This is a genomic window from Microbacterium sp. Se5.02b, assembly GCF_019464375.1.
Taxonomy (GTDB): Bacteria; Actinomycetota; Actinomycetes; order Actinomycetales; family Microbacteriaceae; genus Microbacterium.
This window is the reverse complement of sequence record NZ_CP080491.1, coordinates 174,693-195,140: the sequence shown is the minus strand read 5'-3', so window position 1 is coordinate 195,140 and position 20,448 is coordinate 174,693. Positions and strand designations below refer to the sequence as shown.

Below are 20,448 nucleotides of genomic sequence, written 5' to 3'. Positions count from 1 at the left end.
GTGCTGAGTACGGTTCATTATGACACTGCGATGGGATAATTCGTCAAGTACAAGTTCTCAGGCGGTTGTTTCCAGCGTGTTTCCTGCGGATCAACATCAAAGCTTGATCTGAGAATTCGGTGTGCTAATTTGATCGCACCCGACGACGGAGATGAGGAAGGGACCGCACATGGCCGTGACAAGTCCGCTCTCGATCGTCGCGCGCTCCGCACTCCACCTGCGCGACGCGGGTCCCGCGACGGTCAACGACCTCTCACGATCCCTCGAGATCTCGCGCACCTCGGTCGAGAACGCGGTGACCGCGCTCGGCGACTCCGGATTGATCGTCGACGCACCGGCGCAGAACGGCGGCGGCGCAGGGCGTCCCGCCCGCCGATACTCCTTCCATGCCGCCGCGGGCACCGTGGTCGGCGTCGACATCGGCGTCGCGAGCGTGCGCGTCGTCCTCGCCGACCTGGCGGGACTCGTCATCGCACAGCGCAGCTACTCGGGCGTCGCCGCGCAGCCCGACGGCGCCTCGAAGCTCGCCGCCGTCATCGATGACGTGCGCCGCACCCTCGCCGCGGTCTCGATACCTCCCTCGAAGGTCCGGGCCGTCGGCGTCTCGCTCCCTGGCATCGTCGACGACGCGGGGCGCGTGACCACCTCGGTCGTGATCCCCGAGTGGTCGGGGATCGACATCGGGTCGCAGCTCCGCCAGGCGTTCGGCTGCCCGGTCGCGGTCGACAACGGTGTTCGGCTCGCGGCCGTCGCCGAGCACCACCTCGGCGTCGCTCAACTCGTCGACGACGTCATCTACCTCTCGGTCGGCAACCGCATCGCGATGGGCCTGATCCTCGGCGGTCGTCCTCGTCGCGGCATCCACAACGCCGCCGGGGACATCGGCCGCCTCGCATTCCGCGGGTTGAACACCGAGACCGGTCAGATCTCGTGGCAGACCGCCCCGACCGCCGCCGAGGTCTTCGCGAAGGCACGCGGTGGCGACCCGGCCGCCCAGCAGGAGCTCGACGCCTTCATCGATGAGCTCGCCCACGGCATCGCGACCCTGACGATGACGGTCGACCCGGCCATGATCGTGATCGGGGGCGGGCTCTCCGCCGCGCACGAACAGCTGCTCGATCCGCTCCGCGCCGCCCTGCCCGGTCACCTCGGACTGCCGTTCCAGGTGCCGATCGCCGAGGCCCGCCTGGGGGCCGAGGCCGCGGCGCACGGAGCCGTGGTCCACGCGTTCCAGCGCCACTCCGGCGAGATCTACGGGATCGCGGACATGCCGGCCCCGCCCATCACCCCCTGCCACTGGAGTCGGCCGGAGCCGACGACGAAGACACCGAGGAGAAGCAGTGAGCACGTTGAAGGTCGGACTCATCGGCGCCGGAGGCATCTCCCGCGTGCACGCCGATGCCTGGCGCGCGCTGGGCGCCGAAGGGTACGTCACGTCCCTCGCAGGCGCAGAGGAGATCGCCGAGGAATACGGCTTCCACCTCGTCTCCGACGTCGACGCGCTCATCGAGCTGGTCGACCTCGTCGACATCGTGACCCCAGCAGCACGCACGCCGACTTCGCCCTGCGCGCCATCGCCAAGGGGCGCGACGTGATCTGCGAGAAGCCCCTCGCCGCCACCGCCGAGGCCGCGACCGCCGTCGCCCGCGCCGCGCAGGATGCCGGTGTCCGCCTGTTCCCCGCCCACGTGGTGCGCTACATGGGCGAATACGCGCAGATCAAGGCCGGCATCGACGCCGGTCGCATCGGCACGCTCGCGGTGCAGCGGTTCAGCCGCGCCGGCTCCGCACCCCAGACGCCCTGGTTCTTCCGGGAGAGCACGGGCGGCGGTGTCATCCGCGATCTGATGATCCACGACATCGACCAGGCGGTCTGGTTCGCCGGGCCCGTGGCCACGGTCTACGCCGTGCAGAACCCGCCGACCGTCGACGACCGTGTGCCCGCACCCGTCACCGCGCACGTCGTGCTGACCCACCGCAACGGGGTGATCAGCCATCTGCACGCCAGCTGGGTCGCTCCCGGCATGCCCTTCCGCACCAGTGTCGAGGTGTCGGGCACCGAGGGCCGGCTGCGCTACGACAGCGCCGAGGACCACTCTCTCCGCACGGATGCCGTGCTCGACGCGGGCGCCACCGACTACCTCCCGCCCATGTCGCCCGAAGAGAGTCCGTACTTCGCGGAGATCTCCGACTTCGTCGCCGCCCTCCGCGAGGGGCGCGAGGCGAAGGTCGGCCCTGACGACGGGATCGAGGCCGTCGCCGTCGCCGAGGCCGCGTACACGTCGATCGCCTCCGGCGCCCCGGTCGCACTCTCCGCAGCCGACAGGTCCGCCGCCGATGCCGATGCCTCCGCCGATGCCGACGCCGATGCCGAGGAGGCCTCCCGATGACCGCTCCTGCCCCGCTGCGCATCGCCGTGCTGTCGTTCGCGCACACGCACGCCCTCAGCTACGTGCACGCGTTGAAGGGGATGCCGGGGATCGAGCTGATCGCCGCCGACCCCGACGGCGCGACGGCGCCGGACGACGCCCCACGCGGTGCGGCGCTGGCCGCCGAGCTGGGTGTCGCGTGCGTCGAGACCTACGACGAGGCGTTCGCCTGGAAGCCGGATGCCGTCGTCATCGCCGCCGAGAACTCCCGCCATCGCGGCCTCGTCGAGCGTGCGGCCGCCGCCGGGGTGCACGTGCTCTGCGAGAAGCCCCTGGCCACGACGGTCGACGACGCGATCGCGATGCGCGAGGCGTGCGAGCGCGCCGGTGTGATCCTGATGGTCGCCTACCCCGTGCGCTTCGCACCGGGCGTGCGCGACGCGGTGGCGGAGGTGCGCAGCGGTCGGCTGGGGCGGATCCTCGGCGTCACCGGGATCAACAACGGCACGCTCCCCCAGGACCGCGCGTGGTTCACCGACCCGGAGCTGGCCGGGGGCGGCGCACTGGTCGACCACGTCGTGCACTGCGCCGACATCCTCGACGAACTCCTCGGCGAGCGCGCCGGGTCCGTGCGTGCGGTGTCGAACAGCATCCTGTATGGGCAGCGCGACCTCGAGGTCGAGACCGGCGGCCTGGTGACGATCCAGTACCCCAGCGGCGTCGTCGCGACGATCGACTGCTCGTGGAGCTGGCCGACGAGTTCGCCGACCTGGGGCGGTCTCACGCTGCAGATCGTCGCCGAGCGCGGCACCGTCACGGTCAGCCCCTTCGCCAAGGGCGTCGCCGGGCACGATGCGCACGGCGAGACCTGGAGTCCGGTGGGAGCCGATCTCGACGGACTGCTGCTCGCCGAGTTCGTCCGCGCCGTGCGCGAGGGGCGGCAGCCGCAGCCCGACGCCGGCGTCGGCATCCGCACGGTCGAGATCGCCACGGCCGCACTGGCGTCGGCCGCTCGTGGCGGCGAGGTCGTCGCGCTCTCCTAGATCGCCCCCGAAGACGCCAACGGCAGAGAGGCCCGCATGCACACTCCCCGGCGAGCACCGGATGGCGCGAGCGCGCCCTGGCCGTGATGCCGGTGGGGTCGAGCACGAACTCAAGGCGCCGACCCTGCTTCCGGAGGAGCCGGAGGTCATCGTCCGCGGGAGGGGTTGCCGCGTCTGGGACGACCGCGGGCGCGAGCTCATCGACTACCGGTGCGCGCTCGGCCCCGTGACACTCGGATACGCGGATCCGACCGTCGATGCGGCGATCCGCACCCAGCTCGACGACGGGATCCTCTTCGGCCATCCGCACCCACTCGAGACCACGACGGCCGAGCTCTTCTGCGCGCTCGTACCAGGTGCCGAGGCGGCGCGATTCCTCAAGACGGGCGGCGAGGCGCTGGCCGCCGTGATCCGCATCGCCCGCGCGCACACGGGCAGGGACCGGGTCGTGCAGATCGGCTACAACGGTTGGCTCAACTCGCTCGCAGCCGGCGCACGCGTGCTCCCCGGCGCGACCTCGGATGCCGTGCCGGGCGTGCCGGCGGCTCTCGCGGCGCTGCATCACGCGGTCGACTGGGAGGATCGGAGCGCTCTCGACCGCCTGTTCCTCACGCGCGGATCCGAGATCGCGGTCATCCTGGTCGCCGCCGACTACCCGTCGATCCCCGAGGCGGCGGACTTCTACCGGTACCTGCGCGACCTCGCCGACCGGCACGGCACCCTGCTGGCCTACGACGAGATGGTCACCGGGTTCCGCGTGGCGATCGGTGGAATGGCCGAGGCCACGGGAGTGCTTCCCGACCTCGCGGTGTTCGGCAAGGGGATCGCGAACGGGATGCCTCTCTCCGTCTACTCCGGTCGCCGCGAGGTGCTGGGCGTCCTCGACAGGGGAGACGTCGTCGTCACCTCGACCTACGGCGGAGAGACCCTGTCGCTCGCCGCGGCCACCGCCACCATGACGGCGATCCGCGACCGCGATGTGATCGCCCGGCTGCACACCACGGGCACGCGACTGCAGATCGGGATGAACGAGCTCTTCGCGCGCGGCGGCTCGGGGCTCCGACTGGTCGGCCACCCGGCGTGTCCGCAGTTCGTCGGATCCGATGCCGAGATACGGACATTCCTGCGGGCATCCTTCCGGCAGGGGCTCTCGTTCTACCGCGTGGTCTACGTCAACGCCGCGCACGCCGCTGCCGACATCGACGAGACGCTGCGCCGGGTCGAGCGCGTCGTGCAGGAGACCGCGGCGTGATCGGCATCGACGCCCACACCCACCTCGACGACGGCCGGTTCGATCCCGAGGTGTTCGTGGCCGGCGACCGGCTCGGCATCGACCTGTTCCTGTGCAGCAATCTCGGCGACTTCCGACCGCACCCGAGCCTCGACGACGTGCGGGACATGAACACGGTGCTGGCCGGCGAGCTGCGGAAGCACCCTGATCGGCTGCGCGGCTACTGCTACGTCAACCCCCGTTTCGGACGCGACAGCCTCGACGATCTGCGGCGCAACGTCGAGGACCGCGGGATGGTCGGCATCAAGCTCTGGATCGCGACGCTCGCCGACGACCCGGTCACCGACCCGATCCTCGAGTATGCGGCCGAGCACCGCCTCATCGTGCTCGCGCATGCGTGGCGCAAGACCGTCGGCCGCTTCCCCTACGAATCCACGGCCGACCACATCGCGGCCGCCGCCCGCCGCCACCCCGATGCGCGCTTCCTCATGGCGCACCTGGGCGGGCAACCGGAGTCGGCGGTGAACACGGTGAGGTCCTGCCCGAACGTCGCGGTCGACACCTCGGGCACGATCATCGGCGCGGGCGAGGTCGCTCTCGCCGTGCAGCGCCTCGGCTCCGACCGGGTGGTCTTCGGCTCCGACCTGCACCACATCGACCTCGCGGCCAACGTGGGCAAGGTCCTCGGCGCCGGGCTCGACGCCGACACCGAGGAGCGCGTCTTCGGGGGCACCGTGGCCGGCTGGCTCGGCGAGGTCGCCGCATGACCGGGCAGGCGCGGCGGATGCTCGGTGCGTTCGCCGACCTCGGTGCGATCGACACCACCTGCTTCGTGGGGCAGTGGCCGTACCGGCTGGGGGCCGCCGCGGATGCGGATGACCTGCGCGCGCACGCCGAGCGATTCGGGCTGCGCACCGTCTGGGTCTCGCACCTCGCCTCGCTGTTCGGCTTCGATACGCGCACGGGGAACGAGGCCGTGCTCGCCGCGTGTGCCGACGACCCGCTCTTCCGCGTGTTCGTGACGATCGATCCGCGGGATGCGGACTGGACCGCACAGCTCGACGAGGCGATCGGCTCCGGGGCGCGCGGAGTGCGCGTCGCCCCGGGATTCCACCGCTACGACGTCGCCGGCGTGCGACCGGTGCTCGAAGTCTGCGGGGAACACGGCATCCCGCTGCAGCTGATCGCCCGGCTCGACGATGCCAGGGTGCGGCATCCGCTCTCGCCCGCGGTCGACATCGAGGTGCACCGGATCGCCGACCTCGTGCGCGAGGCCGCCACGCTGCCGATGCTGCTCAGCGGGCTGAACCGTGCGGACTGGATCGAGCTGAACCGGCACCTCGGCGATGCCGCGCCGGAGAGGGTGCGGCTCGACCTGTGGCATGTGAACGGCCCGACCCACGTCGCCGACCGTCTGACCGACGACCCGCAGCGGTGGGTGTTCGGCAGCGGATTCCCCGTGCAGACCCCCGAGGCGACGGCCCTTCAGCTCGCATCCTCCGCCCTCCCGGCCGAGACGCTGCGCGCGATCGCATCCGGCAACGCCGCCGCACTGCTCCCCTGAGGTCCATCCGACCCTCGGGCATGAAAACTCCCCCGCTACCGTTGCATCAGCAGGCAGCATCCGTCACGGAGGGAACACCATGCGCATCGATCTGTCCGGCAGGACCGCACTCGTCACCGGCTCGACGCAGGGCATCGGACGGGCGATCGCGACGACACTGGCCGATGCCGGTGCGCGCGTCGCGGTGAACGGTCGACGCGGCGACGCCGTCGAGACCGTGATCGCCGAGCTGCGGGCCGAGAACCCGGATCGCGACCTGATCGCCGCCGCCGGAGACGTCACGACGCCGGCGGGGACGGATACGGTGCTGGCAGCGACAGGCGACGTCGACATCCTCGTCAACAACCTCGGCATCTTCGGCGCAACCCCCGCCATGGACATCACCGACGACGAATGGCGCCGCTACTTCGACGTGAACGTGCTCGCGGCGGTCCGGCTCATCCGCGCGACGCTGCCCGGCATGACACAGCGCGGCTGGGGCCGGGTGCTCGACATCGCGAGCGATTCGGCGGTCGTGATCCCCGCCGAGATGATCCACTACGGCATGTCGAAGACCGCCCTCCTCGCGGTGTCGCGCGGCTTCGCGAAGGAGGCGGCCGGCACGGGCGTGACCGTGAACTCGGTGCTCGCCGGTCCGACGCACACCGGTGGCGTCGAGGACTTCGTGTACTCCCTGGTCGATCAGGACCTCCCGTGGGACGAGGCGCAGCGCGAGTTCATGCGCGTGCACCGCCCGCAGTCGCTGCTGCAGCGGTTGATCGAGCCGGAGGAGATCGCGAACATGGTCGCCTACCTGGCGTCGCCCCTCGCCTCCGCGACGACCGGGGCCGCTGTCCGCGTCGACGGCGGGTACATCGACTCGATCGTCCCCTGAGACGGCGGCGCACACCCACCCGGTGCGCACCTCCTTCCGCTCCTTCCCCCGCTCCGTCACGGCTGTGCGGATGTCGGGAGAGCGGACAGCTGTCGGGCCACACGCCGCTCGTCGGGCCTGCACGCGTGCATCCCTCCGACAGGTGCTCCGCCCCGAACTCGCCGCGGGCGCCTCCTCCCAGGCGACGGGGGTACACTTGCGCGTTGGGTCGCTCGACCCGAATGAGTCCCGGAAGGCGGTGATGGCGATGTCCGACGATAGTAACGACGCCGCCACCGCTGCGTCGCGACTCCCTGCGCTCTCGCGTTGACCCCCGGTCCGCGATCCGCACGTCCTTCTCCGCAGCCGTCGGCGGCGTCATCCGCCCCCTGACGAATCCGCGCACGGAGCTCTCTGCTGCCGTGCACCTGCGAGAACGGAGCCGCATCATGGCGCTCATCGACAACGGCGTGTACGTCCACGGACGTCGCGTGGAGACCCCCAAGAACCTGGACGAGACCTACCGGATGCTGGATGCCGCCGGCGGCATCGCCTGGATCGGCCTGTATCGGCCCAGCCCCGAAGAGGTGGCGTCCGTCGCTCGCGAATTCGACCTGCACCCGCTCGCGGTCGAGGATGCACTGTCCGGGCACCAGCGCTCGAAGGTGGAGCGCTACGGCGACACGCTGTTCGCCGTCCTGCGCCCTGCGCGGTACCGCGACAAGGAGGAGTCGATCGAGTTCGGTGAGCTGCACCTCTTCGTCGGCCCCGACTTCGTGGTGACCATCCGGCACGCCGAGTCACCGAACCTCGCCGCCGTGCGCGCCCGCATGGAGGCCCACCCCGAGCTGCTCGCGATGGGACCGGAGGCGGTGCTGTACGCGATCCTCGATGAGGTCGTCGACGGCTACGAGCCGATCGTCGCCGGGCTGTTGAACGACATCGACGAGATCGAGGACCAGCTCTTCGGGGACGGCGCCGACGACAGCGCTCTCTCCCGCCGCATCTATGAGCTCTCGCGCGAGGTCATCAACTTCCAGCGCGCCGTGCACCCTCTGACCGGGATGCTCGAGTGGCTGCGTCGGGGATCAGCGAAGTACCGCATCGACGAGGAACTCCAGCGGTCGCTGCGCGACGTGCTCGACCACACGATCCGCGTCAACGAGAAGATCGACTCCTTCCGGGCGATCCTCGAGAACGCGCTGACCGTGCACTCCGCACTCGTCGCCCGCCGTCAGACCGAGGCCGGGCTGGCGCAGAACGACGAGATCAAGAAGATCTCCTCCTGGGCGGCGATCATCTTCGCCCCGACGCTGGTCGGCACGGTGTACGGCATGAACTTCGACGTGATGCCCGAGCTGCACTGGGCCTTCGGATACCCGATGGCCATCGGCGCGATGGCCGCCTTCGCGGTCGGCCTCTACGGGGTGTTCAGGTACAAGAAGTGGCTGTGACGCGTCGCGGTGCGCCGGGGAAGACCAGTGTGGCGAGCACGGCCGGAATGAACCCGAGTACCAGGGTCGTGCTTCCCCAGCCGAGCTGCAGCGCCAGCGCACCGGCCGCCGCCTGGGGAACGAACGCACCGAGCGACGTGGCTGCGTTGTTGAGTCCGAGTGCCGTACCCGCTTGGCCGGGGCCCGCGAGGGTGGCGATGTGGGCGAAATGAGCGCCCTGCCACGCGCAGCTGGCGATGCCGGCGATCACGAGAGCGGTGAACGACACCGAAGCGGGCAATCGGCTTCCTAGGGCGACGATGACGAGGCAGACGGCTTGCACGATGGCCGACGCCCGGACAACCGCAGCGCGGCTCATCCAACGAATGACGTCGGTGCCGACTCCCGCAGCAACACGGAGCGCGCCACCGACGAGCTGCATCATGGCGGCGGCTGTCACACCCGCGAGCGGCGGATACCCGTGCTCCTCGGCGAGGAGCGCCGCCGCGAACGTCAGGACGAAGAACTGGGATACGTCGAGGAGCAGCCCGCTCGCGGCGACCCGCCAGACCCCGCTCCTGCGAAGCGCAGACCGCGCAGGATTCCGCGCGACGACGGCGGTCGGTTCCGCACGTTTCGGCGGGTCGAACACGATGACCCAGATGAGAAGGGCACACGATACGCACGCGACCGCGAAAACACCGAACGTCGCCGCAGGTCCCCACCCAGTGAGCAACCAGGAATAGGCGAGCGTGCCGAGCGCGCCGCCGACGGGGACTGCGGCGACCCGCAACGACAGAAGTGTGCCGTGACGTCGAGTCCCGAACCATCCGAGAACGGCACTACCGCTGGGGCCCGTAACGGCACCGCCCATACCGGCGCCGATGAACAGCAGGCTCGCGAGCATCCATACCGCTGGTCGCGCGCTCGAGGAGACGGCGGCGAGAGCGGCGAGAGCGAGGGCCGCGCCGACGACGCCGATGAGGAGAACTCGACGTTCGCCCACGCGATCGGTAGCCAGCCCCCACGGGAACTCGGTGAGCACCACCGCGATACTGCCCCCACCCAGCACCGCAGCGAGCTCCACCGCGGAGAGATCGAGGGAACTTCGAAGGAGGATCGACGAAGCAGGCAAGCCGAGGAACGTCGCGCTGAACACCATCTGCGAGAACAAGCCGACACCGAACATGGCCCAGCGGTTCTTCCTCCGGCCCCGCACGCGTCACCGACCATCCGACGAGCGTGCGGGTGGCGACATCGACTGCACCGCCGCGTCATGACGTCGCAGCGCGTCGTCGACCGCCTCGGGAATGGTCCGGAGGATGCTGTCGAGCGCGTTCACGTAGTATCGAGCGCCTTGCGCCAGGCTGCCGATGGCGTACAACGACACGCGCGCTCCGCTCGCACCGACTACTTGCCAGCTTCCGTAATTCACACGCAGGCCGCCGAAGTCGTCGCACATTGCGAGCCCACCTTCGATCAAGCTCCGCATCAACGGGCTGTTCATGTCCGCAACCGATTCGTCTGCTCCGAGCCGTGCGGAAATGAGAAAGTCGACTTCTTCTCGTTCAGCGTTGTCGAACACGAGTGCGCCGTCGTCCACGCGTCGGAATCTCGACCGAACCTGGATTTGACCCGACTCCCATGCGTGTTCGATCATCGCGGCGGTCGTTGGAGGCATCGGGTTGCACCACGCCTGGAAGTACGGATGCAGCCACCTGCGGAAAACTCTTCGACTGAGGTTGTCGAGAAGGTGCCACGCGTCCGCCATGGCCTCGTCGCACAGCGAAACGAGCAGTGCACGCCAGCGATCTTCCGCCCCGCCCCCCGTTCTGAGCGAGCCCTCTGGGCTCGTCTCGTGCCGCAACAGTCGTATCGGAACCTCAAGGCTGATGCCGTGTTCCTGCGCCTCACGCTCAACCAGCTGGAGGAGTTGGCGCAGATCAAGGGACTTCATCTGCGCGAGCAGCGCACGGGTCAGGACCACCGGGGCGATCGGCTCCGTGACTCGCGGGCCGGGAAGCACTCCTCGGCGCGACGCAATTGTGATTCGTCCGCGATAGCCGTGGGAGAGAAGACCTCGAGCAACGTCGATCGCCGTCAGGCCGGTGCCTATGACGCCGACATGAGACGCAGCCATCGCGTGAAGGATCGTATCCGCCAGGGGATATGCAGGAACCCCGTCACCGACGGTCTCGTCTTGGCAGCCCCATCCGACGCAGAGGAAGACGACATCGAACTGGTCGAATCGTGCGGTCTCGGTGCTCAACGAATAGAGGTCGCGCTCATTTCGAGTCACAGAGATCACGCGTGAAGGAACGCAATGCAACGTCCCTGCACGACCCACCCACCGACGCTTGAGCATTTCGAAACACTCAGCCAGGTAGTCTCCGAACACGGAGCGAGGAACGTACGGACCCGGATGAATGCTGCTGTGTCGAACCCATCGCGAGAAGTCGCTTGCGTCCTCCACTCGGATAGACATCATCGTCGCGGGCGCATTGAGGAGTGGTTCGATGTGATCCTCTGTGTATGCCAGCCCTCGCGCTGAAAGCTCTGGGTCCCTGAAGGAGGGATCGAACAGGGTGAGGTCTAGGGTGTCTGGACTTCGATCTGTCAGCGTCAGTGCTGTCGCCAAGCCCGCGGCACCGACACCGATGACAGCGACACGAATGGCATTCGGAGAACTCACCCTGTCATATGTAACATTTCACGATGTAGTTTTCAATTCAGTCCGCGGTCGGCCTCTACGGGGTGTTCAGGTACAAGAAGTGGCTGTGACGCGTCGCGGTGCGCCGGGGAAGACCAGGGTCAGCCGCGACTGACCGGATCCTCGCCGAGTTCGACCAGACGGGACTCGAGAGCACGCGCCTCGTCTTCCAGCCGGGTCTGTTGATCGTGGAAGGCGAGACCGCCTCCGACACTCAGTCCGCTCAACCAGGCCTCGTGATGCCGTCGTCGCACCTCGTCGAGTCGACGTCGCAGATCCTGGATCTCTTCGCGCTCGTCGCCGGCCATGCGCACAGCGTACGCGGCGACTGGGGATGGCTCGCTGGTAGCAGCAGACAGCACTTACGCTATCCACAACGCGTACGCGCAGAATGCGAACTCGGTCGCCGGCTGGATCCAGTACACGCTGACCTCGCAGGACTAGGCCCAGGAGCATGATGAACGACCAGCGCAGCGCACCACCACGGATCGGCGGCAACCTGGCGTGGGTGAGTCTCTTCGTGGCGGTCGTCTCTGCTCTGTTCGTTCTGGCGCGGACCCTCGAGATCGCGGGCTGCTCCGGTCAATGCGAGTACCCGACACTCGAGACCGTAACCCGCGGATTCTGGATGACTGACCTGATCGTCTTCGCCCTGACCACGGTCGCGTACCTCTTCACAAGATCTCGACTCCGTTCGGCGTGGATCCTCCCGGCAGCCGGTATCACCATCACACTGATCGCACTTTTCATCACGAATCTCGTGATGAACGGCGCGCTGAATCGCGGTTAGGCACACCGGCCGTCGAGAGCACGCAGTCTTCGCGCGGCGCGACAGCCTGATCCGCCTCGAGGATCAGTTTCCGTTGACCCGACTGCGCGGGGTGTTCACACGGATGAAGGGGTGGGAGGCGCGGGATAGGATCGCCGCGTGGACGAGGACCGAGAGAATCTGCTGATGCGCAAAAAGATCATCGACGGGTACATCGCGGCGCTCGAGAACCCCAGGAGCTCCTTCGCGTCTGCGCGCGCGGCTCGGGGGACTCCGACGAGTTGAGAGCGGCTGTCGGCCTGGCGTTCGGTGTCAGCGAGATCGCAGCGGACGCGATCCTCAGCCTGCAGGTGAGGCGTTTCACGCCGCGCGTCCTCGCGCAGTTCACAGACGAGAGCGCGGACTACGAGCGCCGCCTTCTCGACATCGACGAGAAGTAAGCCAACTGCGGCAACGGCGCATCGCTTTCGCGTCGCGTGACCGGAGTCTGACGAGCGAGTCATGCTGACCGCGCCCTTCGCTCGCGTGGGTGGGACGCCCAATGGACTCGATCGAAGCGGCCCAGAGTTCGCGCGATGATGGGATAGGCAATTATTGGACTGAGTCCATGAATTGGATTAGGCTTGCGAGCGGGTAGCTAATCGGATCGATGTCTGGAGCGTCGCATTGAAATCGAGGAACATCGTTGGGTGGGCCGTAGTGGCAGCGCTGGTTGCGTCGACAGGAGTTACAGCGGCCGACGCGAATGAGCAAGCGGACCCCGTGGCCGTGATCGAACGCATCGAACCAAGTGTCCTTGACAATCTGGTGAAGCAGAGCCATGAAATGACAGACGGCCACCTTGTCACAGAGCAGGCTGATGTACGTTTCGCCCTAGATAGCTCAGCTCCGAAGGGAATCTCTATGACGACGATGGACGGCATCATCGAGATTGGCCTTCCGGGAGCGCGCGTCGCGCCGGAAGCTGAGCTTCATCCTGGCGGAGCAGTGATTTACGACAATGTCGACGGAACGACAACAGTGGCGACCGTCCGCCAATCGGGCAGCGTTCAAGTCACAACAGTGATCGACGACGCCACCGCGCCTACGGAGTACGCCTACCCGATCACACTCCCCGAGGCAGCCGAATTGTCGCGACACGAAGATGGAAGTGTCTCCGTTCTCGACGGGGAGGGTGAACTCATCGCCATTGTCGATGTCCCGTGGGCAAAGGATGCCACGGGGGCCACGGTTCCGACAGACTTCGTCGTCAAAGGGAATACGCTTACGCAAATCGTCCACCACCACGGCGCGGTGTACCCCGTCATCGCGGATCCGTGGTGGATTCCCGCTTTGTTCGTTATGGCGCGTCTGTCTGCACACGCAGCAAAGCAGATCGCGGCTCGAGGCATCTCCCAGAACCTTGTGCGAATTGCGCTGCAGGAAGGCAAGCGAACACGTGGAAACGAAAAGGGAACGTCGGTATTCACCGCGAACAATATCCGGGTGATCGTGAATGATAAGACTGGGAACATCATCACCGTCACACGGGCCGGCGGTGGTGGAGCGAGTGGAGGACGCTGATGACGATCCGATACGACCCTGAGGTCGACGCCGCCTACATCCCCATCGGACGAGCGGTCCGCGCAGGGGAGGCGACCGCGCAGGTGCCCGAGATTCGGAGTCCCCACGGCGAGGGCGAGATCATCCTCGACTTCGACGAAGCAGGGCACCTCATCGGGATCGAACTCCTCCGCGCCTCGACGCTGCTCCGTCCCGAAGACCTCGACACCGCCGAACACCTCCGCCCCTGATCGCTCAGACGCGAGGGCTGTCCTGACGACGGCGGGCAGGGCGACCAGCGAACGGAGACGGGCTCGACGAGTCGTCCTGCGTGATCGACGACAGCGAGAATCCGAACCGACCGGCGAGGGATCGAGAAGGCATGCCGTGCAGTCGGTCGGGCGCTCGGCGCGCTCAGTCCTCGTCGCGGCTGATGTCGTCGAGCAGGTCGTCCAGGGTGTCGAACTCGACGGTCTCGACCCCGTCGAGTTCGCGCACCTCGACGCCGTCGACCTCGAGCTCCTCGTCGAGCTGCACGAGGATCCGCGACTCGGGGAACTGCTTCGGGGCGAGGAAAGCCAGCAGCACCGCATCCGCGAACACCACCACCGACGTCGCCTCCAGATCGTCACGCAGGTCGACCTGTTCGATCACGGGCTCATCATCCACGGCGTCGTCGATCTCGGTCGCGACCTCATCGATCACCGCGCGCCAGCGGGATTCGCCGACCGATAGGACGCGCGACAGCGCCGCGATCAGCGCATCGTGATCGACATCCTCACCCGCCTCGTCGTCGTCGTCGAGTTCCGGATCGACGTTCACGTTCACCACGGTGCCGGCCGCGTCGATGCTGGCGCGGCCGTACACGAGGCCGTTCTCGGCGATCGGGTCTTCGAGCAACCCGCTCTCGGCGATGCGGGCGAGGAGGCTGTCGAGCACAGGCGAAGTCATACGTCCAGTCTTTCGCATCCGGCGACGACACGGGCGATCACCCCAGCCGCAGCAGCGGCGTGAGCAGCGCGGCCACCGCCGTGAGGATCGCCGAGACCAACAGCACACCGAGCGCGCCGACACTCGAATACGCGACTCCAGCGACCGCGGGTCCGGCGACGGCACCCAGGTTCAACGCCGCCGTGGCATAGGCCCCACCGAGCACGGGCGCACCCGTGGCCTGGCCGACGATGCGCGCGATCAATGCGGAGCCGACGGCGAACGACACCATCCCGCCGACGAACGCGCCGACGAAGACAGCCGGAACAGAACCAGCCCCCAGGGCGCACAGCACCCACACGACGGTCGCGGCCGCGGCGCCGACGGACACCCAGGCGCGGTCGACGCGCGCGGCCCACCGCCCTGTCGCGGCGACGCCGAGGAAGGCTCCGATCCCGAACACGGCGAGGAGCAGAGGGATCCACGCGTCCGCCATCCCGGCATCCGTTCCGATCACCGCCAGGAAGGTGAACGCGCCGAAGGTCGCGGCGTTCACGAGGACGGCGAGCACCACGGCCAGGAGCACCGGGGGACGACGCAGTTCGGCGACCTCCGTCCGCAGCCGGATCTTCGGCGGATGAGGCGTCGCCCCGAGCGTCCGATCCAGGAGCAGCGCGATCACCGCAGGGAGGCACAGCAGCGCGACCGCCCAGAACGTCGACCGCCACCCGAAGGCGTTCGCCAGCGCGGCGCCGGCGGGGACGCCGACGATCGTGGCGAGCGTCGTCCCTGCGAGGAGCACCGCGACCGCGCGCGTGACACGTTCCGGAGCCACGATGCCACGCACGGTCGCCAGTGCGATCGCGAGAAAGCCGGCGTTCGCGAGCGCCGCGAGCACACGGCTGAGCAGGAGCAGCCAGAACGACGATGCGAGCGCCCCCACCACATGGGCGGCGATGAAGACGAGGAGCAGCAAGACCAGCGCCCGGCGCGGGCGCCACCGGCTGGCGAACAGCGCCATGACCGGTGCGCCGACCACCATTCCGACGGCGAACGCCGAGGTCAGCAGTGCGGCGACGGACGGCTCGACGCCGAGGTCGACCGCGAGGGGAGGAGAAGACCGGCGAGCATGAACTCGCTGGTGCCCTGGGCGAAGATCGCCAGAGCGAGGACGGGGATGAGCAGAGGCATGAGGCATCCAGACGAAGAGACGCCGTCGACGACGCCTGAGCGTGCGGACGGCGAGCGAGCGGAAGGGTCGACGAGGATGCGGGGAGCACGCGACGCGCGCTCGACCCGCGATCTACGGTCTGTCCGACTCAGGGCTCACGCGTCAACCGTATCCCACGGCGTGCGACCGATAGGCTCGGAGCCGTGCCGAACGCCGACTCCTCCGCCTCCGCATCCGCCGCCTCCGACCGCCGCCGGATCGCGGCCGCGCTCACCGCTCCCGAGCCGCTGAACTGGGTCATCACCGGCGACTCCATCACGCACGGACTCGTGCACACGCAGGGCGGTCGCAGCTACCCGGAGCACCTGCACGAGCTCATCCGCGGCGAGCTGGAGCGCGTGCGCGACGTCGTGCTCAACACGGCGATCAGCGGCAACCGGATCGTCGACCTCCTCGACGACTGGGACCGCCGCGTCGCCTCATGGCAACCCGATGTGGTCACCCTCATGATCGGCACGAACGACGCCTCGGACGGCGGGCCGCGCGAAGTCATCTCCGCGGCGGACTATGCCGCTTCGCTGCGCGAGTTCGTCGCCCGTGTGCGCGCGCTCGGCGCGGTCCCGGTGCTGCAGACGCCGCCCGCGATCGATGTCCGAAACGCTCCCGAGCGTGCGCGGATCGGCGAGTTCGCCGATGCGGTGCGACAGGTCGCTGCGAGCGAGGACGTGATCCTCGTCGACCAGTACGCGCGCTTCGCCGAGCTCGGCGCCGGTGGTGGGTCCCGTGGGGACTCATGAACGACCCGTTCCACCCGAACGCCACCGGCCACGCCGCCCTCGCGCTCGAACTCGCCACCGCCCTCGGCGTGCAGCCGCAGGCACCGCGCTCGCGCACGCTGCCACTGCTCGAAGGACTCATCGTCGGCGGGCGCCTGAACGGCTGAGCTGCCGAACGACTGCACCGCCGAACGACTGCACCTCTGTACGACTGCACCTCTGTACGACGGTCTTCATGTGCGTCGGCATGGGGGCGCGCGGCAACGCGTCCCCATGCCGAAAGCGGGGCCTTCCCCTCAGGCCCACTGCACGCCCTCCCCAGAGGCACACCCTCCCCAGAAGGGTGTTCTTCTCAGCGCAGGCGACCGAGGCGGAGGGGGAGAGACCACGGCCGCCTGCGCCGCCCCACGTCACCATCGAGCGAATCGATACCGACGAGCGGAGTGTCCACGCCCAGCGAACCGGACGAACCAACAGACAACTAACATGTTACATCATGAGATGTGAGATTGCTGTGAGAGCGGTCTCCCTCCCCCGCAGAACCGGTGGACGCCGGGCATGACGAGCCAGTATGTTGAGCGCATCTGCCGTGGTCGAGGGGGGTAGTCGATGTCGCACGTCGTCGCAACAGGGGCCGGAAAGGCCATGATGGAGCGTCGGAACGATCCGACGCACGAGTACATCCTCGGGCTCACCGGCAGAGAACGACCGCGGGTCCTCTTCGTCGGAACGGCGACCGGCGACGATGCCGCGTACATCGTGAGCTTCTACTCGACCTATGACTCGGACAGGTGCGCGCCCCACCACCTCCCGCTGTTCCACCGTGCTGTGGACGACCTCGCCGGATTCGTGAAGGGCTTCGATGTGATCCACGTCGGCGGCGGCAACACGGCGAACATGCTCGACGTGTGGAAGCGACAGGGACTCGACGAGATCATGCGCGAGATGTGGGAGGACCCGAACTCGAACGTCGTGTTCACCGGGGGCAGCGCCGGCGGCATCTGCTGGTTCGAGGGCGGCACCACCGACAGCTACGGCCCGACCCTGCAGGTGCTGCCCGAAGGGCTCGGCTTCCTGCACGGCAGCTTCTGTCCGCACTACGACGCCGAAGACCAGCGTCGTCCGCTGTTCCACGCCTCGCTTCTCAGCGGGGAACTCTCGACCGGCTACGCCGTCGGCAACCTGCAGTCGCTGCACTTCGAGAACTCCGAGTTCGTCACCGCGGTGAGTCCGGTCGAGGATGCCCTCGCGCTCAAGGTCGAGGCCATCGACGGGAAGATCGTCGAGACCGCACTGTCGACCACCGTGCTCACCGGTTCCGCTCCGATCGTGAAGGGGCCGTCGTCATGAACGACAACGTGTGGATCCTCGTCGCCCAGCTGATCGTCGTCATCGGGGCGATCTACATGGGCACCCGCACGAGCGGGATCGGCCTCGGCGTCTGGGGTCTGGTCGGCGTCGCCGTCCTGGTGTTCCTGTTCGGCGAGGCACCGGGCAACGCCCCCGTCGACGCGGTCTTCATCGTCATCACCGTGATCACCGCCGCGTCCACCATGCAGGCGGCAGGCGGCATCGACTGGATGGTGTCCGTCGCCGCGAAGGTCATCAGGCGCAGGCCCAAGTCCGTGGTCTTCCTCGCGCCGGCCATGTCGTTCCTGTTCACGGTCGGCGCCGGAACGGGAAACATCTTCTACCCGCTGCTGCCCGTCATCTACGACGTGTCGTATCAGCAGAAGATCCGTCCGGAACGCGCCCTGTCGGTCTCGGCCGTCGCCTCTCAGGTCGGCATCCTCTGCTCCCCCGTCTCTGCGGCGACCGCGTCGATGGTGGTGCTGCTCGCCCCGCAGGGTGTCGACCTCGGCGGCCTGCTGCTCATCATGTGGCCGGCGTCGATCGCCGGACTCTTCGTGGCCGCTCTCGTCATGATGCGGCACGGGAAGGACCTCGACGACGACCCGGAGTTCCAGCGTCGACTGGCCGAGGGGCAGATCAAGCCGCCGGTCACCGACGCGCACGAGAACAAGCTGTCTCCGACCGCAGTCCTCTCGGCCTCGTTGTTCCTCGCCGGCGTCGGGGTCATCGTGCTGTTCGGCCTGTTCGAGAACCTGCGTCCGATCATCGGCACTGATGACGGCGGCGACCCGGTACGCCTCAGCGTCACGGTCATCATCGAGGTCACGATGGGCATCATCGCCGCCCTGATCTTCGTGTTCTGCAAGGTGAAGGCCGCAGACGTCCCCAAGCAGCCCACATTCCCCGCCGGCATCGTCGGAGCCATCGCCCTCTTCGGAATCGCCTGGCTCGCCAACACGTTCGTCGCGGCGAACCAGACCCTGATCGTCGACGGCCTCGGCTCGGTCGTCTCCGGCTCGTCGGCCTTCCTCGGCGCGCTGCTCTTCGCCCTGGCCCTGTTCGCCGTCGCGATGCTCACGACGAGCCAGTCCAGCGCCACGAACGCCATCGTCCCCATCGGCATCACGATCGGCCTGCCCGCCTCGCTGCTGGTCGGACTCTGGCCGGCGGCGATGGGCATCTACACGCTGCCCGCCAACGGCAGCCAGGTCGCCACGGTCGCGTTCGACCAGACGGGCACGACCAAGATGGGCAAGTTCGTGTTCGACCACTCGTTCCAGCTGCCGAACCTGATCTACGTGGCCGTCGCGATCCTCGTCGGAGTCCCGCTCTCGTTCCTGTTCACCTGACCTGACCGCTGTCCCCCATGACAGACGGCATCGATCGCTCCGCGCTCCGACAGTTCCTCCTCGGGCTCGCCCAGGGGATGAACGCCTCCGCCGAGTCGGTGGACCGGATCCGCGACACGCTCTCCGAGGTCGCGGTCGCGAACGGCGGCGACGACACGGACTTCGTCGTGCTGCCGACGATCATCCTCGTCGAGACGGGAGAGAGCGACGAGTCGCGGGTCGCGATACGGTCAGCGACCAACGCCTCGTTCCGGTTCGACCAGATCGCGGCGCTGTACGAGCTGATCAGCCAGGCCAAGACCGGGTCGGTACCGCCGCTGGACGGCATCCGCCGCCTGAACGAGATCGGCGCCATGCGGCCGAGACTCGGCTGGGTCACCCGGACGTTCGGGCATGCGATCCTCACGACCGGCCTCGCCCTCCTGCTCGCCCCGACCTGGCAGGGCGTGATCGTCGCGTTCGTGCTCGGCTTCGGGATCGGTCTGCTCAAACTCGTCCGTTCCCCCACGCTGCAGCTCATCCTGCCCATAGCCGCGGCGTTCGTGTGCGCGACCGCGGTGTTCCTGCTCGCGGAGAGCATCGAGATCGGCGACCCGATCCGCCTCCTGATCGCACCGCTGGTCACCTTCCTGCCCGGCGGTGTGCTGACCACGGCGACTGTCGAGCTCGCCGCAGGGCAGATGATCTCGGGGGCCGCGCGGCTGGTGTACGGCTTCGTCCAACTCGCGCTCCTCGCGTTCGGGATCCTGGCCGCCGGAGCCGTCGTCGGTGTGGAGTCGCGCTCGTACGAGGCCCTCGACGCCTCCGCCTTCCTCCCGTGGTGGGTCGCACCCCTCGGCATCCTCGTGTTCGCCCTCGGCAACTACCTCCACTTCTCAGCGCCGGCCTCGACCTTCGGCTGGGTGCTGCTCGCCCTGGTCGTCGCCTACGTCGGACAGTGGGCGGGCACCGAGTTCATCGACCCGACGGTCGGCGGCTTCGTCGGCGCGGTCGCCGTGACGCCCGTCGTGTTCTGGATCGCGGGACTCCGACACGGCGCCCCCTCGCAACTCACCTTCCTCCCCGCGTTCTGGCTGCTCGTGCCCGGCGCCGCAGGACTCGTGGGCCTCACCGAAGCGGTCGCGACCGACAACGGTCTCGCCGACTTCGCCGCCGCACTCATCTCGGTCATGTCGATCGCCCTCGGAGTCCTCATCGGCACCGCTCTCTACCGCGTCGTGCATCACGGCGCCGAGGAGTTCGTGCAGTTCGCCGTCGCCGCGCCCGAGACCCCGGACGCCGAGGAGCGGCCGGGGCTGTGGGCACGACTCACCGGGCCGTGGCGTCGACGGACGCGGGGCTCCTGACCCGCGGGCT

The 20,448-nt window shown here is 68.3% G+C and carries 21 protein-coding genes and 3 pseudogenes; 19 read left to right on the top strand and 5 right to left on the bottom strand.

The features are described from left to right. Positions 1 to 151 precede the first annotated feature (151 nt). From K1X59_RS22655 to K1X59_RS00955, 9 genes and pseudogenes are all read left to right on the top strand, one after another. Positions 152 to 1,162: pseudogene (locus tag K1X59_RS22655) on the top strand (ROK family protein); the annotation flags it as partial. A gap of 178 nt (positions 1,163 to 1,340) precedes the next feature. After that, a pseudogene (locus K1X59_RS22650) lies at positions 1,341 to 1,627 on the top strand (Gfo/Idh/MocA family protein); the annotation flags it as partial. Positions 1,628 to 1,699: 72 nt separating this feature from the next. After that, positions 1,700 to 2,389, top strand: coding sequence for a Gfo/Idh/MocA family protein (locus K1X59_RS22645; protein ID WP_396652596.1), 690 nt, complete (start codon positions 1,700 to 1,702; stop codon positions 2,387 to 2,389). Beyond that, complete coding sequence (locus tag K1X59_RS00980; RefSeq protein WP_220173839.1) at positions 2,386 to 3,411, top strand: Gfo/Idh/MocA family protein; 1,026 nt, start codon at positions 2,386 to 2,388, stop codon at positions 3,409 to 3,411. The genes K1X59_RS22645 and K1X59_RS00980 overlap by 4 nt, the downstream gene beginning before the upstream one ends. A gap of 61 nt (positions 3,412 to 3,472) precedes the next feature. Beyond that, entirely contained in the window at positions 3,473 to 4,663 is a 1,191-nt protein-coding gene (locus K1X59_RS00975; protein ID WP_220173838.1) for an aminotransferase class III-fold pyridoxal phosphate-dependent enzyme, read from the top strand. Then, a complete protein-coding gene (locus tag K1X59_RS00970) occupies positions 4,660 to 5,409 on the top strand; it encodes an amidohydrolase family protein (protein WP_183151526.1) in 750 nt (249 codons plus the stop codon). The genes K1X59_RS00975 and K1X59_RS00970 overlap by 4 nt, the downstream gene beginning before the upstream one ends. Next, positions 5,406 to 6,206 carry an amidohydrolase family protein gene (locus K1X59_RS00965; RefSeq protein ID WP_183151525.1) on the top strand — a complete coding sequence of 267 codons (801 nt, stop codon included), beginning with the start codon at positions 5,406 to 5,408 and terminating at the stop codon, positions 6,204 to 6,206. Before K1X59_RS00970 ends, K1X59_RS00965 begins: the two co-directional genes overlap by 4 nt. A gap of 79 nt (positions 6,207 to 6,285) precedes the next feature. Beyond that, the gene (locus K1X59_RS00960; RefSeq protein ID WP_220173837.1) at positions 6,286 to 7,080 is read left to right on the top strand and encodes an SDR family NAD(P)-dependent oxidoreductase; all 795 of its coding nucleotides are present in this window, start codon (positions 6,286 to 6,288) and stop codon (positions 7,078 to 7,080) included. Between the two features lie 428 nt (positions 7,081 to 7,508). Beyond that, entirely contained in the window at positions 7,509 to 8,513 is a 1,005-nt protein-coding gene (locus K1X59_RS00955) for a magnesium and cobalt transport protein CorA (RefSeq protein WP_183151524.1), read from the top strand. Here K1X59_RS00955 and K1X59_RS00950 read toward each other — a convergent pair. From K1X59_RS00950 to K1X59_RS00940, 3 genes are all read right to left on the bottom strand, one after another. Further along, positions 8,491 to 9,681, bottom strand: a complete 1,191-nt coding sequence (locus K1X59_RS00950; protein WP_183151523.1) for an MFS transporter — start codon at positions 9,679 to 9,681, stop codon at positions 8,491 to 8,493. The genes K1X59_RS00955 and K1X59_RS00950 overlap by 23 nt on opposite strands. Before the next feature lie 33 nt (positions 9,682 to 9,714). Next, the gene (locus K1X59_RS00945) at positions 9,715 to 11,184 is read right to left on the bottom strand and encodes an FAD/NAD(P)-binding protein (protein WP_183151522.1); all 1,470 of its coding nucleotides are present in this window, start codon (positions 11,182 to 11,184) and stop codon (positions 9,715 to 9,717) included. A 119-nt stretch (positions 11,185 to 11,303) separates the two neighbouring features. Further along, complete coding sequence (locus tag K1X59_RS00940; protein ID WP_183151521.1) at positions 11,304 to 11,510, bottom strand: hypothetical protein; 207 nt, start codon at positions 11,508 to 11,510, stop codon at positions 11,304 to 11,306. Between the two features lie 146 nt (positions 11,511 to 11,656). On the opposite strand from K1X59_RS00940, the gene K1X59_RS00935 reads away from it, so the two are divergent. The 5 genes from K1X59_RS00935 (at position 11,657) to K1X59_RS00920 (ending at position 13,764) form a co-directional block, all read left to right on the top strand. Continuing rightward, complete coding sequence (locus K1X59_RS00935) at positions 11,657 to 11,992, top strand: hypothetical protein (RefSeq protein ID WP_210274219.1); 336 nt, start codon at positions 11,657 to 11,659, stop codon at positions 11,990 to 11,992. 138 nt (positions 11,993 to 12,130) lie between these two features. Then, entirely contained in the window at positions 12,131 to 12,256 is a 126-nt protein-coding gene (locus K1X59_RS20535) for a hypothetical protein (RefSeq protein ID WP_258566994.1), read from the top strand. Beyond that, positions 12,253 to 12,411, top strand: a complete 159-nt coding sequence (locus K1X59_RS00930) for a hypothetical protein (protein ID WP_183151519.1) — start codon at positions 12,253 to 12,255, stop codon at positions 12,409 to 12,411. Before K1X59_RS20535 ends, K1X59_RS00930 begins: the two co-directional genes overlap by 4 nt. Before the next feature lie 328 nt (positions 12,412 to 12,739). Beyond that, positions 12,740 to 13,534 (top strand): DUF4258 domain-containing protein, encoded by a 795-nt coding sequence (locus K1X59_RS00925; RefSeq protein ID WP_220173836.1) that lies wholly within the window; start codon positions 12,740 to 12,742, stop codon positions 13,532 to 13,534. Further along, positions 13,534 to 13,764, top strand: coding sequence for a DUF2283 domain-containing protein (locus K1X59_RS00920; protein ID WP_183151517.1), 231 nt, complete (start codon positions 13,534 to 13,536; stop codon positions 13,762 to 13,764). The genes K1X59_RS00925 and K1X59_RS00920 overlap by 1 nt, the downstream gene beginning before the upstream one ends. A gap of 163 nt (positions 13,765 to 13,927) precedes the next feature. On the opposite strand, the gene K1X59_RS00915 is transcribed toward K1X59_RS00920, so the two are convergent. Together K1X59_RS00915 and K1X59_RS00910 are read right to left on the bottom strand one after the other, a co-directional pair. Further along, a complete protein-coding gene (locus K1X59_RS00915) occupies positions 13,928 to 14,464 on the bottom strand; it encodes a cytochrome C5 (protein WP_183151516.1) in 537 nt (178 codons plus the stop codon). 37 nt (positions 14,465 to 14,501) lie between these two features. Next, positions 14,502 to 15,634 (bottom strand): annotated as a pseudogene (locus tag K1X59_RS00910) (Cmx/CmrA family chloramphenicol efflux MFS transporter). A 183-nt stretch (positions 15,635 to 15,817) separates the two neighbouring features. On the opposite strand from K1X59_RS00910, the gene K1X59_RS00905 reads away from it, so the two are divergent. From K1X59_RS00905 to K1X59_RS00890, 5 genes are all read left to right on the top strand, one after another. Further along, the gene (locus K1X59_RS00905) at positions 15,818 to 16,411 is read left to right on the top strand and encodes an SGNH/GDSL hydrolase family protein (protein WP_258566993.1); all 594 of its coding nucleotides are present in this window, start codon (positions 15,818 to 15,820) and stop codon (positions 16,409 to 16,411) included. Continuing rightward, positions 16,408 to 16,557 carry a hypothetical protein gene (locus tag K1X59_RS20525; RefSeq protein WP_258566992.1) on the top strand — a complete coding sequence of 50 codons (150 nt, stop codon included), beginning with the start codon at positions 16,408 to 16,410 and terminating at the stop codon, positions 16,555 to 16,557. Before K1X59_RS00905 ends, K1X59_RS20525 begins: the two co-directional genes overlap by 4 nt. Before the next feature lie 442 nt (positions 16,558 to 16,999). Continuing rightward, complete coding sequence (locus tag K1X59_RS00900; RefSeq protein WP_183151514.1) at positions 17,000 to 17,740, top strand: peptidase E; 741 nt, start codon at positions 17,000 to 17,002, stop codon at positions 17,738 to 17,740. Further along, the gene (locus K1X59_RS00895; RefSeq protein ID WP_183151513.1) at positions 17,737 to 19,092 is read left to right on the top strand and encodes an anaerobic C4-dicarboxylate transporter family protein; all 1,356 of its coding nucleotides are present in this window, start codon (positions 17,737 to 17,739) and stop codon (positions 19,090 to 19,092) included. Before K1X59_RS00900 ends, K1X59_RS00895 begins: the two co-directional genes overlap by 4 nt. A gap of 17 nt (positions 19,093 to 19,109) precedes the next feature. After that, complete coding sequence (locus tag K1X59_RS00890; RefSeq protein WP_183151512.1) at positions 19,110 to 20,438, top strand: threonine/serine exporter ThrE family protein; 1,329 nt, start codon at positions 19,110 to 19,112, stop codon at positions 20,436 to 20,438. Positions 20,439 to 20,448 lie beyond the last annotated feature (10 nt).

Coding starts and splice junctions, on each gene's coding strand:
- K1X59_RS00975 (WP_220173838.1), top strand. CDS start 3,473: ATGGCGCGAGCGCGCCCTGGCCGTGATGCCGGTGGGGTCGAGCACGAA.
- K1X59_RS00960 (WP_220173837.1), top strand. CDS start 6,286: ATGCGCATCGATCTGTCCGGCAGGACCGCACTCGTCACCGGCTCGACG.
- K1X59_RS00940 (WP_183151521.1), bottom strand. CDS start 11,510: ATGGCCGGCGACGAGCGCGAAGAGATCCAGGATCTGCGACGTCGACTC.
- K1X59_RS00955 (WP_183151524.1), top strand. CDS start 7,509: ATGGCGCTCATCGACAACGGCGTGTACGTCCACGGACGTCGCGTGGAG.
- K1X59_RS00950 (WP_183151523.1), bottom strand. CDS start 9,681: ATGTTCGGTGTCGGCTTGTTCTCGCAGATGGTGTTCAGCGCGACGTTC.
- K1X59_RS00890 (WP_183151512.1), top strand. CDS start 19,110: ATGACAGACGGCATCGATCGCTCCGCGCTCCGACAGTTCCTCCTCGGG.
- K1X59_RS00915 (WP_183151516.1), bottom strand. CDS start 14,464: ATGACTTCGCCTGTGCTCGACAGCCTCCTCGCCCGCATCGCCGAGAGC.
- K1X59_RS00980 (WP_220173839.1), top strand. CDS start 2,386: ATGACCGCTCCTGCCCCGCTGCGCATCGCCGTGCTGTCGTTCGCGCAC.
- K1X59_RS20525 (WP_258566992.1), top strand. CDS start 16,408: ATGAACGACCCGTTCCACCCGAACGCCACCGGCCACGCCGCCCTCGCG.
- K1X59_RS22645 (WP_396652596.1), top strand. CDS start 1,700: ATGGGCGAATACGCGCAGATCAAGGCCGGCATCGACGCCGGTCGCATC.
- K1X59_RS00935 (WP_210274219.1), top strand. CDS start 11,657: ATGATGAACGACCAGCGCAGCGCACCACCACGGATCGGCGGCAACCTG.
- K1X59_RS00920 (WP_183151517.1), top strand. CDS start 13,534: ATGACGATCCGATACGACCCTGAGGTCGACGCCGCCTACATCCCCATC.
- K1X59_RS00895 (WP_183151513.1), top strand. CDS start 17,737: ATGAACGACAACGTGTGGATCCTCGTCGCCCAGCTGATCGTCGTCATC.
- K1X59_RS00900 (WP_183151514.1), top strand. CDS start 17,000: ATGTCGCACGTCGTCGCAACAGGGGCCGGAAAGGCCATGATGGAGCGT.
- K1X59_RS00965 (WP_183151525.1), top strand. CDS start 5,406: ATGACCGGGCAGGCGCGGCGGATGCTCGGTGCGTTCGCCGACCTCGGT.